This window comes from Synechococcus sp. M16.1 (assembly GCF_014279895.1).
Classification (GTDB): domain Bacteria; phylum Cyanobacteriota; class Cyanobacteriia; order PCC-6307; family Cyanobiaceae; genus Parasynechococcus.
In genome coordinates this window covers 1,120,785-1,136,554 of sequence record NZ_CP047954.1, presented here as the reverse complement: position 1 = coordinate 1,136,554, position 15,770 = coordinate 1,120,785, and the positions used below count along the sequence as shown (strand labels likewise).

At 60.8% G+C, this 15,770-nt stretch carries 16 protein-coding genes and 1 tRNA gene; 4 read left to right on the top strand and 13 right to left on the bottom strand.

The features are described 5' to 3' along the window. Positions 1–8: 8 nt before the first annotated feature. The 10 genes from SynM161_RS06395 to SynM161_RS06350 form a co-directional block, all read right to left on the bottom strand. Positions 9–875 (bottom strand): carbohydrate ABC transporter permease, encoded by an 867-nt coding sequence (locus tag SynM161_RS06395; RefSeq protein WP_115161986.1) that lies wholly within the window; start codon positions 873–875, stop codon positions 9–11. Next, positions 872–2,137 (bottom strand): ABC transporter substrate-binding protein, encoded by a 1,266-nt coding sequence (locus SynM161_RS06390; RefSeq protein ID WP_186540356.1) that lies wholly within the window; start codon positions 2,135–2,137, stop codon positions 872–874. Before SynM161_RS06390 ends, SynM161_RS06395 begins: the two co-directional genes overlap by 4 nt. Then, complete coding sequence (ggpS, locus tag SynM161_RS06385; RefSeq protein ID WP_186540354.1) at positions 2,134–3,624, bottom strand: glucosylglycerol-phosphate synthase; 1,491 nt, start codon at positions 3,622–3,624, stop codon at positions 2,134–2,136. Before ggpS ends, SynM161_RS06390 begins: the two co-directional genes overlap by 4 nt. Positions 3,625–3,676: 52 nt before the next feature. Next, a complete protein-coding gene (locus SynM161_RS06380) occupies positions 3,677–4,237 on the bottom strand; it encodes a peroxiredoxin (RefSeq protein WP_186540352.1) in 561 nt (186 codons plus the stop codon). Positions 4,238–4,249: 12 nt separating this feature from the next. Continuing rightward, positions 4,250–4,486: a 50S ribosomal protein L28 gene (rpmB, locus tag SynM161_RS06375; protein WP_006850205.1), complete on the bottom strand. Its 237-nt coding sequence runs from the start codon at positions 4,484–4,486 to the stop codon at positions 4,250–4,252. 78 nt (positions 4,487–4,564) lie between these two features. Beyond that, a complete protein-coding gene (htpG, locus tag SynM161_RS06370; RefSeq protein WP_186540350.1) occupies positions 4,565–6,469 on the bottom strand; it encodes a molecular chaperone HtpG in 1,905 nt (634 codons plus the stop codon). Positions 6,470–6,573: 104 nt separating this feature from the next. Next, complete coding sequence (locus SynM161_RS06365) at positions 6,574–6,798, bottom strand: ferredoxin family protein (RefSeq protein ID WP_006851587.1); 225 nt, start codon at positions 6,796–6,798, stop codon at positions 6,574–6,576. Positions 6,799–6,823: 25 nt separating this feature from the next. Then, positions 6,824–8,002: an ATP phosphoribosyltransferase regulatory subunit gene (locus tag SynM161_RS06360; protein ID WP_186540348.1), complete on the bottom strand. Its 1,179-nt coding sequence runs from the start codon at positions 8,000–8,002 to the stop codon at positions 6,824–6,826. Between the two features lie 22 nt (positions 8,003–8,024). Continuing rightward, on the bottom strand, positions 8,025–8,912 hold the full coding sequence (locus SynM161_RS06355; protein ID WP_186540346.1) for an inositol monophosphatase family protein: 888 nt from the start codon (positions 8,910–8,912) through the stop codon (positions 8,025–8,027). Positions 8,913–8,914: 2 nt separating this feature from the next. Next, complete coding sequence (locus SynM161_RS06350; protein WP_114989241.1) at positions 8,915–9,283, bottom strand: 2Fe-2S iron-sulfur cluster-binding protein; 369 nt, start codon at positions 9,281–9,283, stop codon at positions 8,915–8,917. 53 nt (positions 9,284–9,336) lie between these two features. Between SynM161_RS06350 and SynM161_RS06345 the strand changes: the two genes are divergently transcribed. After that, a tRNA-Ser gene (locus SynM161_RS06345) sits at positions 9,337–9,423 on the top strand. Between the two features lie 88 nt (positions 9,424–9,511). Here SynM161_RS06345 and pstB read toward each other — a convergent pair. Genes pstB through pstC form a run of 3 tightly spaced genes read right to left on the bottom strand, consistent with a single transcriptional unit; the run spans position 9,512 to position 12,220 of the window. Then, complete coding sequence (pstB, locus tag SynM161_RS06340; protein ID WP_114989240.1) at positions 9,512–10,333, bottom strand: phosphate ABC transporter ATP-binding protein PstB; 822 nt, start codon at positions 10,331–10,333, stop codon at positions 9,512–9,514. Positions 10,334–10,353: 20 nt separating this feature from the next. Then, on the bottom strand, positions 10,354–11,271 hold the full coding sequence (gene pstA / locus SynM161_RS06335) for a phosphate ABC transporter permease PstA (RefSeq protein ID WP_186540344.1): 918 nt from the start codon (positions 11,269–11,271) through the stop codon (positions 10,354–10,356). A 1-nt stretch (position 11,272) separates the two neighbouring features. Then, positions 11,273–12,220, bottom strand: coding sequence for a phosphate ABC transporter permease subunit PstC (gene pstC / locus SynM161_RS06330; protein WP_186540342.1), 948 nt, complete (start codon positions 12,218–12,220; stop codon positions 11,273–11,275). Positions 12,221–12,344: 124 nt separating this feature from the next. On the opposite strand from pstC, the gene dnaK reads away from it, so the two are divergent. Genes dnaK through SynM161_RS06315 form a run of 3 tightly spaced genes read left to right on the top strand, consistent with a single transcriptional unit; the run spans position 12,345 to position 15,769 of the window. After that, positions 12,345–14,336, top strand: coding sequence for a molecular chaperone DnaK (gene dnaK, locus SynM161_RS06325; RefSeq protein WP_186540340.1), 1,992 nt, complete (start codon positions 12,345–12,347; stop codon positions 14,334–14,336). After that, positions 14,320–15,267, top strand: a complete 948-nt coding sequence (locus tag SynM161_RS06320) for a DnaJ domain-containing protein (protein WP_186540338.1) — start codon at positions 14,320–14,322, stop codon at positions 15,265–15,267. The genes dnaK and SynM161_RS06320 overlap by 17 nt, the downstream gene beginning before the upstream one ends. Before the next feature lie 43 nt (positions 15,268–15,310). Further along, positions 15,311–15,769, top strand: coding sequence for a DUF3110 domain-containing protein (locus SynM161_RS06315; protein WP_186540336.1), 459 nt, complete (start codon positions 15,311–15,313; stop codon positions 15,767–15,769). Position 15,770 lies beyond the last annotated feature (1 nt).

Genomic DNA, 15,770 nt, shown 5'->3' with positions numbered 1-15,770 from the left:
TCCATGGGTCATCGGTCGAGGGACCTCAACAGACCGAAGCTCCTCAGCAGCAACGTGCCCGCAAGAATCAGCGCGGTGAGCAGCAGGAATCCCGCGAGCATCACCGTGGCGCTGTAGCCGAAATCGAGGAAGCGCATGCCGTTGAGGTAGGCATAGAGGGCGATGCTTTCGGTGCTGCCGGCGGGACCACCACCGGTAAGCACCTGCACCAGATCAAACACCCCGAAAGCCTGGGCCAGGCGGAACAGGAGGCTCAGCAGGATGTAGGGGAGCAGCAGCGGCAGGGTGACCCTGCGAAGCGCCTGAAGGGGCGTTCCCCCTTCCAGGCGAAAGGCGCTGTAGAGGTCGTCGGGAATGCTCTGGAGTCCCGCCAGAAGAATCAGGGTGATGAAGGGGGTTGTTTTCCAGACATCCGCAAACACGGTCACCAGCCAGGTGATCGATGGGGTGGACAGCAGATCCAGGGAGTTGAGGCCAAGGCTTCGTGCCAGCACCTCAATCGGGCCGTAGGGGGTGTTGAAGATCCAGCGCCAGCCCAGGGCCATCATTGTTGTGGGCAGGGCCCAGGGCAGCAGGGTCAGGGCGCGAACAGCTCCCCTGCCGCGCCAGCGTTGATGCAGCAGCAGCGCAATGGCCAGGGCCAACAGCAACTCCAAACCCACTGAGATCAGGGCGAATCGCGCGGTTTGTCCGGCATCCAGCCAGAAGCGCTGATCAGCCGCCAGTCGCCACCAATTAGCACCGCCGTTGGCCACCGGTTCAAGGCCGGTGAGAACGGAATCAGCGTGGAAGCTCAGCCAGGCGTAGCGAAGCATCGGCCAGCCGAACACCACCGCGATCAACAGCAGCGCAGGTGCAGCCAGGAGCATCGTCATGGCGTGGCTCCCGCAGCGCGCAGCAGAGTCTGGCTCCGCTGCTGACTGGTGGCCATGGCCTCGTCGGCGGATCCGCCAGCGGTGAACAAGCCGTTGAGTTCCCGCTGCACCACATCGCTCAGCTGGGCATACAGCGGGGTAGGCGGACGAACCACAGCATGGTTCAAGGCCACCAGCAGATCCGGCAGCACGGGAGAGGCCTTCAGCATCTCCGGGTCGTTGAACAGATCCGCCTGGATGGGGGTGTAGCCGTTGTTGAGAAAGCGCTGCCGTTGGGCTTCTTCGCTGGTGAGGTAGCGAATCGCTTCCACCGCTGCTTCCTTGTGCTGCGATTGGCGCATCAGGCTCAGCCCCCAGCTGCCGAGGGTGGCTCCGGGGCGTTCACCCGGTTGCGCCACCATCAGGCTGATGCCGACGTTGCCCTTCACCGCGCTGTCGTCCTTCTGGAGTTCAGCCCAGGCGTAGGGCCAGTTGCGCATCAGAGCGGCATCACCGGCCTTGAAGGCCTGAAGCGACTCCGCCTCGGCGTAATTGGTCACGGCGTAGGGGCTGACGCCTTCGCTGATCAGACCGTTCAACCAGGCTGCTGCGGCCGTTGCCTCAGGCGAATCGAGCTCCATGGCGTTGGTGGTGGTGTCCATCCAGTCACCGCCGAAGCCCTGCAGCACTTCAAGGAAGTCGCAGCTCAATCCTTCGTACTGACGCCCCTGCCAGACAAAACCGTTGGCAACGGCCTGGCTTTCAACGAGGCGTCCGGCAACCTCCACCAGCGCATCGGGCGTTGTTGGTGGCAGCTCCATCAGATCCGTGCGCCAGTAGAGCAGTCCCACATCGGCCACCAGCGGCCAGCGGTAGAGATGGCCGTCGTAGTCATTGCCCAGCCGTGCCCCTTGCACCAGCTGCTCCTGGTCGCCCTGACCAAACCAGGGATCCAGGGCTTCCAGCCAGCCGGCGGCGGCATATTTCGGCAACCAGGTGACATCCATCAACAGCGCATCGAACGGCGCATCACCGAGCAGAAGACTGCTGATCGCCAGGTCTGAAATCGATTCCGTGTTCAACGGACCTCGCATCAACTTGAGATGAATCCGGCCGCGATGCTCGCGGTTGAAGGCTTTCACCAGATCGGCACTGGCATCGGTGAAGGACGACGGCATCAGGATGCTCACCTCCTCCGCGCGCGAGGAGGCTGATCCAACCAGAACACCCAGGGCCATCACCAGCGCCAAGGCACCGCCCACGAGCCAGCGGCGCAGTTTCATTGCGGGGTGGAGGGCGACAGGCCAGACATCTGTTCCTCGGCCCAGTCACTCACCGTGTAGTTCTCCACGGCATCGGTCATGCGGCTCATGCGGTCGCGCTGCTCGTCTTCATCCATTTCCAGTGCCGATTCGATGGCCTCATCCATGCGGCGGTTGGAATAGGGATTGGTGAGCACGGCGCCATCCAGCACAACCGAGGCTCCGGTGAATTCCGAGAGCACAAGAACGCCGCCACGGTTGCGTCGAGCAGCGGCGTACTCCTTGGCCACAAGATTCAGGCCATCCCGCAGCGGTGTGATCCAGCAGACATCGGCATGGCAGAACCAGGCGATCATTTCGTCGTAGGGGATTCGGCGGGTGGAAAAGCGGATGGGCACCCAATCGATCTGGCTGAAGCGGCCGTTGATGCGTCCGGCCATCTCCTCGATTGAGCGTTGGGTGTCTTCGTAGATCTTCATTCCACTGGCAGCGGCCACACAGGCCAGCATCAGCACCACCTGGCCGTGCAGATCCTTGCGTCGTTCCAACAGCCGTTCAAATGCCAGCAGCAACTCTTCGTTGCCCTTGGTGTAATCCACACGACTGGCAGAGAGGATCAGTTTTCGGCCTTTTTTGGTGTCTTGAACGATCAATTCGCCATGGCTTTCAACCGACGGGGTCCAGCACAATTCCTGAATCAGATCCGGTGAGGTGCCCACCGGAGAGCTGAGCAGCTGAATGGTGCGACCGTTGTGCTCGAGGTGACTGGTGACCGTGCCTTCCGAAAGGGCGGTTCCGACCTCAATGAATTTCTTGTCCACCGGCAGTTTGGGCCCACGTTTGGCCCCCACCAGGGTTGTGGCGGCACGGGCAAAGTTTTCGGTGTAGCGGGGGATATGGAAGCCAACGACATCACAACAGAGCAAACTTTCCAGGATCTGCTCACGCCAGGGAAGGATGGCGAAAACATCATTCCCCGGGAAAGGAGTGTGATGGAAAAAGGCAATCTTCAGGTCTGGACGTTCGGCTCGGATGTAACCGGGAGCCAACCAAAGGTTGTAGTCATGCACCCACACCGTTGCACCCTCGGCGGCTTCGGCGCATGCCGCCTTGGCGAAACGTTTGTTGACCTCTTCAAAGATCTTCCAGTTCGCGTTGTTGACATTGAAATAGGTTGGAAACGTATGAAGAATTGGCCAGAAGCATTCTTTGGAAGTGATGTGATAAAAACTGGAAATCTGTTCGTCTTCCAGGGGAATTCTGCAGAGAGTGAACGGCGAAGGGTGTTCCATCTCAAACCGTTCTGTGCCCTTATTCGACTGATCGTCGACCCGTCTCCAGGCAATCCAAGTGCCTTTTTCGCAGCTACGGAAGAGGTTGCGAAGGGTTGGAATAATTCCGTTAGGGCTTTTCTGATCGACCCATATTCTTTTCCCGTTCTTGTCTTTTGATTCGTCAAACGGCGTGCGGTGATAGAGGATTACAAATGAACTCTGACCCGCACCCATTTATTCGATCAACGCTTCGTTCGGTCCACCATTCAGCAAAAGCCCTCTTTTGTCAAACGGCGGCTTTGGTCTGAAAAGACACCAACGAATCCAGCACCTCGCGGGCGTGACCGTTGGGTCGAACCGCCACCCAGCGTTGACGCAGGACCCCGTCCGGATCGATCAGAAAGGTGTGGCGCAGCGAGTACGGCGCCATCCACGATCCGTAGGCCTTGCTCACGGTCCCGTCGGGATCGGACAGCAGGGGGAAGCTCAATCCCTCGCTCTCACAGAAGGATTCATGGTCGTCAACGCTGTCGGCGCTGATGCCGATGACTTCCGCACCGGCCTGAAGGAAGTCGTTGTGAAGGCTTTCGAAGCCCCTGGCTTCGATCGTGCATCCGCCGGTGAAATCCCTTGGATAGAAGTAAACCGCGACCCAGCGGCCGCGCAGATCACGGCTGCTCCATTGCTTCCGATCGGGTTCGGACTGGCTGGATCCGGGCAGATCGAAATCAGGCACGGTTGTACCCGTTTCCAGAACAACACCCCCGAGGGCCGAGGCCCGCGAGGGTGTGAGCGTCAGAGCTGCGAGGAAAAGGCCGGACTTGACTAGTAATTCCCGCCGATTCACCCGTTCAAGATCTCAGATCTTGGCCAGGTTAATGCCCAGAGACTTGGCGTAGGCGCCCAGACCTTTCTTCTGGATGGTTTTGAGGGCGCGGGTGGTGACACGCAGCTTCACCCAGCGGTTGCCTTCCGCCCACCAGAGACGACGCTGCTGCAGGTTGGCCTGCTGCAGCTTCTTGGTGCGGATGTGGGAATGGCTCACGGCCATGCCGTTGTTGGCGCGAGTACCGGTGAGCTGACACACCCGTGACATGACGATGTCCTTCTACTGAGAGGTTGTTGGAGCTGAAAAATCAGTTCCAAACAACCTATTTAGCAAAAGGTGTTCAGGTCAAAGCCCTCTCTGCATCAAGGCACCCATCAACTCAGCGCTGCGGGTCTGGAAACCGGCCAGCTCATTGGGCTCCAGCCCCCCGACGCCCAGGCGCGCCATGTCATACAGATGGCGGGCCACATCCTCGGACAGGCTTGCGGTCGGCGATGTGTCCGCCGCTCCCACCAGCACGCCACCGGCACGTAACTTCAGCATCCCCTCCACAAGGGGGTGGCGCCGGTTCACCAGCAGCACGTGATGCTCGGGAAGGCCCGGCAGGCGTTGTTCCATCAAGGCGCCCATGTCGTTCAGCCGGCGCATCTGTTCCGGCAGAAGAATCATGGCCGGCGGTGCCCCCTCGGCTTTCAGGGCCTGCACCTGAACGGTCACCTTGTCGTTGGCCAGGGCCGCTTTGATCAGATCACGCAGTCGGTCTGACTCGGTGGTGCCGTCCTGATCGGTGATTTCGGCATCGTTGTCCTTCAGGCTTTCGTCCAGTTCCGAGTCGACGCGCTGGAAGGTGAGTTCCTCATGGCGATGTTCCAGCCAGGGGATGAACTGGGTGTCGATCACCGTCTCCAGCTTCAGCACTTCCGCGCCCTGGGAGGTCCAGAGGTTGAGCGCACCGGCCTGGGCAACGTCATCGGTGCTGTAGAGCACACGCTTGTTTTGATCCGCGGCCAGTCGGCTGCGGTACCCCTCCAGGGTGGTGAAGGCACGGCCATCGCAGGCGATCGGGTCAGCGTCGTCCCCTTCCCCTGCTGCAGCAGTGGTGGCGAACAGGATCAGTTCAGACACCTGTTCGGCGAACTTCTCGTCCTCCATGGCGCCGATCTTCACGAAGGGTGCCAGGGCATCCCAGGCTTCGGCGTAACCCTTGGGATCCTCCTTTTTCAGGTTCCGCAGCCGGTCGGAGACTTTCTTGGCGACGAAGTTGCCGATGGAGCGAACGCGTCGGTCGGTTTGCAGAGCACTGCGGCTCACGTTCAGGGGGATGTCGGGTGAATCGATCACCCCCCGCAGGGGCAACAGGTAGCGCGGAACGACCTCCTTGATCGAATCGCTGACGAACACCTGGTTGCAGTACAGCTTGATTTCCCCCTTCTCCCAGTCGGCACGTCCGGTCTGCTTGGGGAAGAAAAGAATGCCCTGGAGGTTGTAGGGATAGTCGGTATTGAGGTGAACCCAGAGCAGGGGATCGCCCTGGAAGGGATAGAGGTAGTGGTACAGGTCGATGTAGTCCTGATCACTCAGGTCTCTGGCGCTTTTGCGCCAGGGGGCATCCATCTTGTTGATGGTTTCCCCTTCCAGCTGCACCGGTACTGCCATGAAGTCGCAGTAGGTGTTGATCAGGGTGCGGATCCGAGCCGGTTCGAGATATTCGAGCTCGTCCTCCATCAGATGAAGGATCACGTCCGTGCCGGGCTGGTCTTTCTCGGCGGCAGTGAGGCTGAAGTTCGGGGAGCCATCACAGCTCCAGCGCACGGCCTCAGCCTCGGGCCGGGCTGAACGGGTCAGCAGCTCAACCCGCTCGGCCACCATGAAGCTGGAATAGAAGCCCAGGCCGAAGTGGCCAATGATGGCGTCGTTTTCCTGCTTGTACTTCTCCAGGAAATCCTCGGCGCTGGAGAAGGCCACCTGGTTGATGTAGCGCTTCACCTCATCGGCGGTCATGCCGATGCCGTTGTCGCTGATGGTGAGCGTTTTGGCTTCGCGATCCACACTGATCCGAATGGCCCCGTCATCCCCTTCACTGCAGTCGCCGGCCATCGCCGCCATGCGGCGCTTGCTGATGGCGTCGACGCCATTGCTCACCAGCTCCCGCAGAAACACCTCATGGCCGGAATAAACGGCCTTCTTGATGATCGGGAAAATGTTTTCGGTGTGGATCTGAATCTGACCCTGTTCCTCCAGCACCGCCATTTCTTTGCTGTGAAAAACCAGACACTAGAGACAGGTTTTACCCGGGCTCAACGGCTGTTTCAGGGGGTTCCCCGTACCTTCGTGCCTACGTCCCTTGGCACAGATCAGGGCGTCTTCTGCAGGTCAGGGCGCTCTTCAGCAACGATGGCCCCCTCAACGGGACATACCTGCAGGCAGATACCGCAATCGATGCAGGTGTCGAAATTGATCCAGTAGAAGTCAGTGCCCTTCTTGTTCTTTCCTTTGCCTTGGTCGATACAGGCCACAGGGCAGGCATCAACACAATCAGCGATCCCCTCGCAAACGTCAGTGACGATGGAATGAGCCATGGAGGTCCTGCTGCACAGCGGGATCCTAAGGATCGACCCAATCCAGCTGCAGACCACCCTGGGCCTTCGCCCGCTGCTCAGCCTCCTGCTTGGACGCCAGGGGCTCCAGGGCCATCACAGCGGTGCGTCCCTGCTCGTGCCAGCCGCGCTGACGCTCCATGGCAGATTCCAGATTCGAGGCCGTTGAAAAAGCAACGAGAACATCGGACTGCTCCTGTTCGGCAGCATCCAGGTCTGAAATCAGTTCGCGGATCGGATCGATCGCGAGGCTGAACCCTGCGCCAAAAGCCTGATCATCCGTTGCGCCGCAACGGCGCACCAGATCGTCGTAGCGGCCACCGCGGGCAATCACCACCGGTGAACTGCGGCCATCACAGACCAGCTGGAACACTAGGCCGGTGTAGAGCTCGAAATGGGGTTGAAAGGTTGGATCCAGCTGGATCGTCACCGCCTGAGCCTGAGCTGCCGAGGCGAGATGGGCACAGAGGCGCCGCAGCTCATCGAAGACCGGCTGTTCCCCGCAGAGACTGCCGAGCTGCGTCAGCACCTGGTCGGGGGTGCCACGGCAGTCCAACAAGGAGAGCAGCCTGGTCTTCTCAGCGTCGGCCAGATCGAAGCCCTCGATGGCCAACCGGTCGAAATTGATCAATGCCGTACGGATCTGATCACGCAACGCACCGCTGAACGGACGGAGCACCAGATCCATCAGAGCGGTGTGCCCCAGCAACAGCCTTGGTTTCTGGCTGGCTTGCAGCCCCAGGGTCTGAATGGAGGCCATCAGCAGGCTGAGCAGCTCCATCTCCGCTTCGCTGCCACTGACGCCGAACAGTTCAACGCCGCTCTGAAGGTTTTCTTCAATGCACTGACCACCCTCATCGGCCGAACGGGTGCGAAACACCGTGCCAGAGGCCCAGAGCCGCAGCGGTCTCTGGCGATCTGCAAATCGTGTGCAGGCGGCTCTGGCGATGGATGCCGTCATCTCCGGGCGCAGCCCGAGGGGGTCATCAGCCACCAGACGAACAATGTCTGAGCTGTCGATGGCACCGCCGGCCATCAGGGTGGCCAGGCGTTCCACCCGGGGTGGCGAGACCTCGTCGTAGCCCCAGACGCGGTAAACCGACGCCAGACGTTCCGTCAGCTGTCGGTTGGTCTCCACCTGACGTGGATTCAGATCCTTTGCGCCAGCTGCAGGTTGCAGCGCCATCTCACGTCCTCTCGGCCACGCCTCAGGATCCCATGGCCGTGACCTCGGGCGCTCCGAAGGCGGCTCCAGGCAGTGGTTGCACCTGAGACAGCCCCTCGGTGATCGCCGCATGCAGGCTGGCGCCAGCGGCAACGACCCGGCCACTGGAGAGATCGAAGGGTCGATTGCCATAGCCGGTGACGGTTCCACCGGCCAGATCCACCAACGCCACGCCAGCGGCCAGATCCCAGGGAGACAGGCCCCGTTCCCAATAGCCGTCCTGGCGGCCAGCGGCCACGAAGGCCAGGTCCACCGCTGCAGCACCGCCCCGGCGCACGCCGTGGGTGCGATGGGTGAACCAGCAGAACTCGGCGTAGTTGTTGTCGAGTCGGGTGTGCCGGTCGTAGGCGAACCCGGTGACCAGTAGGGAGTCTTCGAGCCGATCACAACTGCTCACCTGCAGTGGTCTGTCGTTGCAGAACGCTCCGACCCCCGGTGCCCCCCAGTACATCTCCTTCAGAAAGGGCACAGCGATGGCCCCGAGGATGGGCTGCTGGCCCAGGGTGAGTCCGATCGAGGTGGCAAAAAAGGGGTAGCCGTGGGCGAAGTTTGTGGTCCCATCGAGGGGGTCAATACACCACCTCAGGCCGTCCTGCTGACCGGCTGCCCCGCTTTCCTCCGCCAGTACGGCAATCTCAGGGGTTTGCTCCGCCAGCAGATCCAAGACGATGCGTTCGGCAGCAAGGTCGGCATTGGTGACCAGGTCGCCGATGCGGCCTTTGCTTTCGATGGACGACAGGCGCCCGTAGTGGCGCATCAGTTCCTGGCCACCGGCATCGGCCGCTGAGCTGGCCACGCCGACAAGACGCTCCAGATCGCTTGGGGTGAGACCGGCTTTGTGGGCGGCACGGGTGCAGATCGATTCCGGCATGTTCACTCCTCCTCGAGGGGGATGCGAGCAGTGACGCGCCCTTTGCCGAAGTGGCGACCGAACTGGAGCTCGTACACCTCATCCTCATCCTGGGTTTCAGCCTCCAGGGGCCCGATGGCGCGGGCCACGCAGAGCAGGCCGTAGCCCTTGTCCCTCAGCTCCCTCGACAGACCCATGGCTTCGCGCTGGTCGAGGTTGCCGCTCTGCACGCGAACGGCGCACTCCGTGCAGCATCCGTTTCTGCAGGAGAAAGGAAGTGGGTCACCCTGCTCTTCGAAGCTGTGAAGGATGTAGTCCCCCTCAGGGACGTCGTGGGTGATGGTGCGACCTTCTTGGCGCCAGTGAATCGTGATCCTGTGGCTGGGACGCATGAAGGTCTGCTGGCAGTGCCCTGCTACATTCTCACCTGCCCCATTTAGCCGGTGGAGAGCTGGCCGAGTGGTCGAAGGCGCAGCACTGGAAATGCTGTATAGGGGCAACTCTATCGAGGGTTCGAATCCCTCGCTCTCCGCTTCTCCGGTCCTTCAGGACCGGATTTTTTTTGCCCATTTCGGTGCTTAAAGGCCCAATCACGGCCTTGCCTGGGGCCGGCTCGGCGATCAGCCGAAACGACCGGAGACGTAGTCCTGGGTGGCCTGCTGTTGGGGGGCGTTGAAGATCTTGTCGGTCTCGTTGAATTCCACGAGGTAACCCACCTTTCCGGTTCCGCCTTCAACGGCCTCTGCGTTGTAGAAGGCGGTCATGTCGCTGACGCGAACGGCCTGCTGCATGTTGTGGGTGACGATCACGATGGTGAAGCTCTTCTTGAGCTCATGCATCGTCTCCTCGATCTTCAACGTTGAGATGGGATCAAGGGCTGAGCAAGGCTCATCCATGAGGATGACCTCTGGCTGAATCGCGATCGTGCGCGCGATGCACAGGCGCTGTTGCTGGCCGCCGGAGAGCGAATACCCGCTTTCATTCAGCTTGTCTTTGCACTCATCCCAAACCGCCGCCTGGCGGAGGGAACGCTCAACAAGCTCATCCATGTCTCCGGTGTAGCCATTGATGCGAGCGCCGAAGGCGATGTTTTCGTAGATGCTTTTCGGGAATGGGTTGGGTTGTTGGAACACCATTCCGATCCGGCGACGCACCTCCACGGGATCAATCCTGGGCCCGTAGAGGTCTACACCTCCAAACAGGATGCTTCCCTTCAGTGAGCAGCCTTCGATCAGATCGTTCATCCGATTCAATGAACGAAGCACCGTGGACTTTCCACATCCGGATGGGCCAATGAAGGCTGTCACCTTGCCGCGGGGAATCTCGCAGTAGACGTTTTTGACGGCTTCGAAATTGCCGTAGCTGATCGTGACGTTCTGCAGGGAAAGGGCGACGTCTGCGTTGTGGGACTCGGTGGCTTGGGGCTGTTGAAGAGTCGTCATTGTTTTATGCAGAAAAAGGTTTATTTGGCAGCAAATCGCGCCAGCCAGCGAGAGAACAGGTTCAGGGCCAGGATCATCACCACGAGCACAAACGATGCGGCCCACGCCAGCTCGTTGTGAAATTCGTAGGGCATGATCGCGAAGTTGTAGATCATCACCGAGAGGGTCGCGATTGGAGCGAAGATCCCTTCGGGCGTAAGCAGATCCGACCAGAACGGTGAGAACAGAGCGGTGAAGATCAAGGGAGCTGTTTCCCCTGCTGCTCGGGCGATGCCAAGAACAACACCTGTGGCTATCGGGGTTAATGCGGCAGGCAGGGTGATGCGAACAACGGTGACGAACCGGGATGCCCCCACGCCGAGGGCGCCACGCCGGAGATCGTCGGGCACCAGCTTCAGACCTTCATCGGTGGTTTTGATCACTGTGGGAAGCATCAGCACCGCCAGTGCCATGCCGCCGGCCACGGCGCTGTAGGCGTTTCCGAACAGGATTCGACTGGTGACGATCGTGCCGTAGATGAAAACGCCGGCAATGATCGATGGCACCCCGGCCAGCACATTGGTGCCGAAGCGGATGAACTGGGCGAACCATCCCGAACGGGAGTATTCAGCCAGAAAAATGCCGCCACCGACGCCCACCGGAACGGCGATCAGTGCAGCGATGGCCGTCACCACCAGCGTTCCAACGATCGCATTGGCGATGCCGCCGTCTTCGAGGCCTGGCGGTGGTGGAAGTTGCGTCAGCAGGGCCAGGCTGATCTTGCTGCCCCCCTGCACGAGCACGTAGCCCAGCACAAGGATCAGGGGCAGAACAGCAATCGCGGCAAACAGGGCTGCCAGAAACGAGAGCGCCCCGCTGCTGATGTTTCTGCGTTGAAAGGGTTGGTATCTGAGGTCAGAAGCTGACTCGGCTTTGTTGTGGGTGAGCGTCTGTGTCATGTCAGTACTTCAGGCTCAAACGCTTCACGATCCACTGGGCAAAAATATTCACGCACAGGGTGAGAACAATCAGCACGAACGCTGCGTACATCAGTGATGACACCTGGGAGCCATCCGCCTCACCAAATTGATTGGCCAGCATCGCTGCGATGGTGTTGCCAGGGGCCAGCAGCGAAACGCTGAAGTTGTTGGAATTTCCGATGATCATGGTCACGGCCATGGTTTCGCCCATGGCCCGGCCCAAGGCCAACATCACACCACCAATGATTCCGGAAATCGCTGCAGGGAGAATCACATTGATGATCGCTCCCCAGCGGGTTGTGCCCACCCCATAGGCCGCCTGGCGCAGTTGCGGCGGAACCTGATTCAGGCAATCACGGGAGATCGCCGTGATGATCGGCAGGATCATCACCACCAGGATCAACACTGCGGGAATGGTGCCAGGACCCATCGGTGGGGTGCTGAACAGGGGGAACCAATTGAACAGCTGATAAAGAAGTTCCAGCCCAGGCCTGATGAACGGTTCCATCACAAAAATGGCCCAGAGGCCAAGCACCACCGATGGAATCGCCGCGAGCAGTTCCACCATCAGGCCGATCACGTCCCTGATCCCCTTGGGAATGATGTTTTCGGTGATGAAAATGGCTGTGCCAACACCGAGGGGCACCGCGATCATCAACGCCAGCAGTGATGTGATCAAGGTGCCGTAGATCGCGGCTCCGGCCCCGTACTGATCGTCCACGGGATTCCAGTCTGAGGTGACCAGAAATTGCCATCCGTAGCGGGCCATGGAAACCAGGCTCCCCTGGAAAACCACCACAAGGATTGAGAACAGAACGATCGCCACAACGGAGGCCATGGCGATGGCGAGATTTCTGAAACTGATGTCCACCAGCTTTTCCGCTGGTGGACGGCTTCGGAGCAAGTAACGACTGTCCGGGTCGGACATGCATCCAATGGCGCGCCCTTACAACGTATGACCCGAACCGTTTGGGGGCATTAACAACCGCTTAAGGGAGGGACTGGAGCCGGTTTGAACCTGCCGTTAGCGTGGGGATCAAGTTTTCAGGGATATGGGGCGGATCGTCGGAATCGATCTGGGGACCACCAATTCGGTTGTCGCTGTGCTGGAGGCAGGTCGCCCCCACGTGATCGCCAATGCCGAGGGCGGCCGAACCACCCCATCCGTTGTCGGATACACCAAGGATCAGGAACTGTTGGTCGGTCAGCTGGCAAGGCGCCAGCTGGTGCTCAGCCCCCGCAACACCTTCTCGAACCTGAAGCGGTTCGTCGGCCGGGACTGGGACGAATTGGAGGACAGCAGCCTGTCGGTTCCTTACACGGTGCGTGCCAACGATCAGGGGCAGGTTCGGGTGCCCTGTCCGGTGACCGAGCGGGAATACGCGCCCGAAGAACTGGTGGCCAGCATCATTCGCAAGCTTGTCGATGACGCATCCACCTATCTGGGTGAACCGGTGGAAGCGGCGGTGGTGACCGTCCCCGCTTACTTCAACGACGCACAGCGCCAGGCCACCCGCGACGCCGGACGGCTGGCGGGCATCTCGGTGGAGCGCATCCTCAATGAGCCCACTGCAGCTGCTCTGGCCTATGGCTTTGACCGCAGCGCCGTCAAACGGGTCCTGGTCTTCGACCTTGGTGGCGGCACCTTTGACGTGTCGCTGCTGCGCATCGCCAACGGCGTTTTTGACGTCAAGGCCACGAACGGCGACACGCAACTCGGCGGCAACGATTTCGATCAACGCATCGTCAACTGGCTTGCCGATGCCTTTGAAGAGGAGCACAAGGTTGATCTGCGCCGCGATCGCCAGGCCCTACAGCGGTTGACGGAAGCGGCTGAGAAGGCGAAGCAGGAACTCTCTGGCGTGCTGAGCACCCCGATTTCGCTTCCCTTCATTGCCACGGGCAGCGATGGTCCGCTGCACATCGAAACCCGCCTGGACCGGGCCACCTTCGAAGGGCTCTGCCCCGATCTGCTGGATCGTCTGCTGAGTCCTGTCCAGGCAGCGCTGCGCGACTCAGGCTGGTCGGCTGACGAAATCGATGACGTCGTTTTGGTGGGTGGTTCCACGCGGATGCCGATGGTTCAGCAATTGGTGCGCACCCTCGTGCCGATCGATCCCTGCCAATCGGTGAATCCCGATGAGGTGGTGTCCATCGGTGCTGCTGTACAGGCCGGAATCCTCACCGGTGAACTCAGGGATCTTCTGCTCAACGACGTCACCCCCCTGTCACTGGGACTGGAGACCATCGGCGGATTGATGAAGGTGCTGATTCCCCGCAACACACCGATCCCCGTGCGTCAGTCCGATGTGTTCAGCACCTCGGAAGCCAATCAGTCGTCCGTGGAAATCCATGTCTGGCAAGGGGAGCGCCAGATGGCGACGGATAACAAATCCCTCGGACGTTTCCGGCTCTCCGGGATTCCACCGGCTCCGCGGGGGGTGCCGCAGGTGCAGGTAGCCTTCGACATCGATGCCAATGGCCTGCTGCAGGTCAGTGCCACCGATCGCACCACCGGCCGCAAGCAGTCGGTGTCGATTCAGGGCGGCTCGAACCTCAATGAGGAGGATGTGACCGCTCTGCTGGCGGAAGCGGAGGCGAGGGCTGATGAGGACAGGCGCAAACGCAACCAGATCGAGCGCCGCAACCGGGCTCAGACCTTGCTTGCCCAGGCGGAACGGCGGCTGCGGGATGCCTCACTCGAGCTGGGGCCTTATGGCGCTGAACGGCAGCAACGCGCCGTTGAAATGGCCATGCGGGACGTGCAGGACTGCCTCGCCAATGACGACCTCCAGGAGCTTGATCTCTGCGTGAGTGGTCTCGAGGAGGCGTTGTTCGGGCTGAACCGCCGGCTGTCGGCGGAACGTCAGGCCGATGGCAGCCCGCTTCAGGGAATCCGCAACACCCTGGGCTCCCTCAAGGATGAGCTGTTTGCCGATGACTGGGACGACGACCCCTGGGGTCCCCCCAGCCGTCCGGGTGACCGTGGCCGTGGTTTAAGCCGGCGTGAACCTGCACCTTGGGACGATGACATCTACCGCTGAGCCTGATTACTGGTCTCTGCTGGGGGTTGATTCCGACTGCACGGATCAGCAACTGAAACGGGCCTTTCGCCGGGAGGCGCGCCGCTGGCACCCTGATCTCAACAGCAACGATCCCGTTGCTGAAGAGCGCTTCAAGCTGGTGAATGAGGCCTATGCGGTGCTCAGCGATCCCCGCCGGCGGGAGGCCTGGCAGAGAGGGGGTGGTTCCCGTGCGGATGTTGCCGATCCCTTTGCCCAGGGCTTCCCTGATTTTGAGGATTACCTCGATGTGATCTTCGGCGGTGGAACAGGACGTTCCTCCGTTGAGGTTGATGACGAGCCCGATCCTCCCTTCCGCGGTGATGACGCCAGTGGTGATGACGCCAGCCGGGAAACCAGAGGCCATGAACCTCCGGTGTCGGCACCGCCGCCGCCGCCGCCGGTGCGTGCCGTGGAAGATCTCGAGTCGGTGGTTCATCTCACTCCGGATCAGGCTCTCCAGGGAACCGTTGTGGAACTGACGCTCGATGACGGCACGGTGATCGAGCTGAACACGCCCCCCTTTGCTGGGGATGGCTGGCGTCTGCGGCTTGAGGGCGTTGCCCCCGGCGGCCGTGATCATTTCCTTCAGCTCCGGGTCGTGACCGACGACGGGCTGCGGATTGATGGTCTGCGGGTGCTCTACAAGCTGATGCTGTTCCCACCGGATGCAGCCCTCGGTTGCGCTGTGGATGTGCCGACCCTGGATGGTCCTGTGACGCTGCAGGTTCCTCCAGGCTCATCCAGTGGACGTTTGCTGCGGCTGCGGGGGCGCGGGCTGCAGCTGGATGACGAGCGGGGTGACCAGTTGGTGGAGATCGTTGTGGTGATTCCGTCGGATCTGGGTGATGCGGAACGGGCCCTCTACCGACGTCTTCAGGAACTGGCGAGCGAATCCGAGCAGGGTGGTTGACGATGGGTGAGACTCCGGTCCGGTTGATCTGACGGTTTTCCCGATGCGCGTCCACGTCCTGCTCTTTGATGCCGGTACGGATAGCGAAGGCATCCACTCGCTTGAAATCGCCGGACGAACCGTGGTTCTGCTGTTTGAGAACCCCGACGATGCCGAGCGTTATGCCGGTCTTCTGGAGGCCCAGGACTTTCCGGTTCCGACGGTGGAGGCCCTCGATCGGGAAGATGTGGATCTGTTCTGCCGTGAGGCCGGCTACGAGGCTCGGCTGATCGAGTCGGGCTTTGTGCCCAGCAATGACGAGGAGCGTCTGTTCATGGCGCCGCCCCAGAGCAACCGCGATGTGAGCAACTGGAAGGACGACGCGCTTTCGAACGACCCGGTTTCGAATGACGGTGTGGCAGAGCAGCAGGGCGTTGAGCCCGCGCGCCAGGGATTGGAGACCGAACCGGAATCGAATCCTGAACTGGATGAGCTGCGTCGGCGCCTGGAGGGTCTGCTCTGAG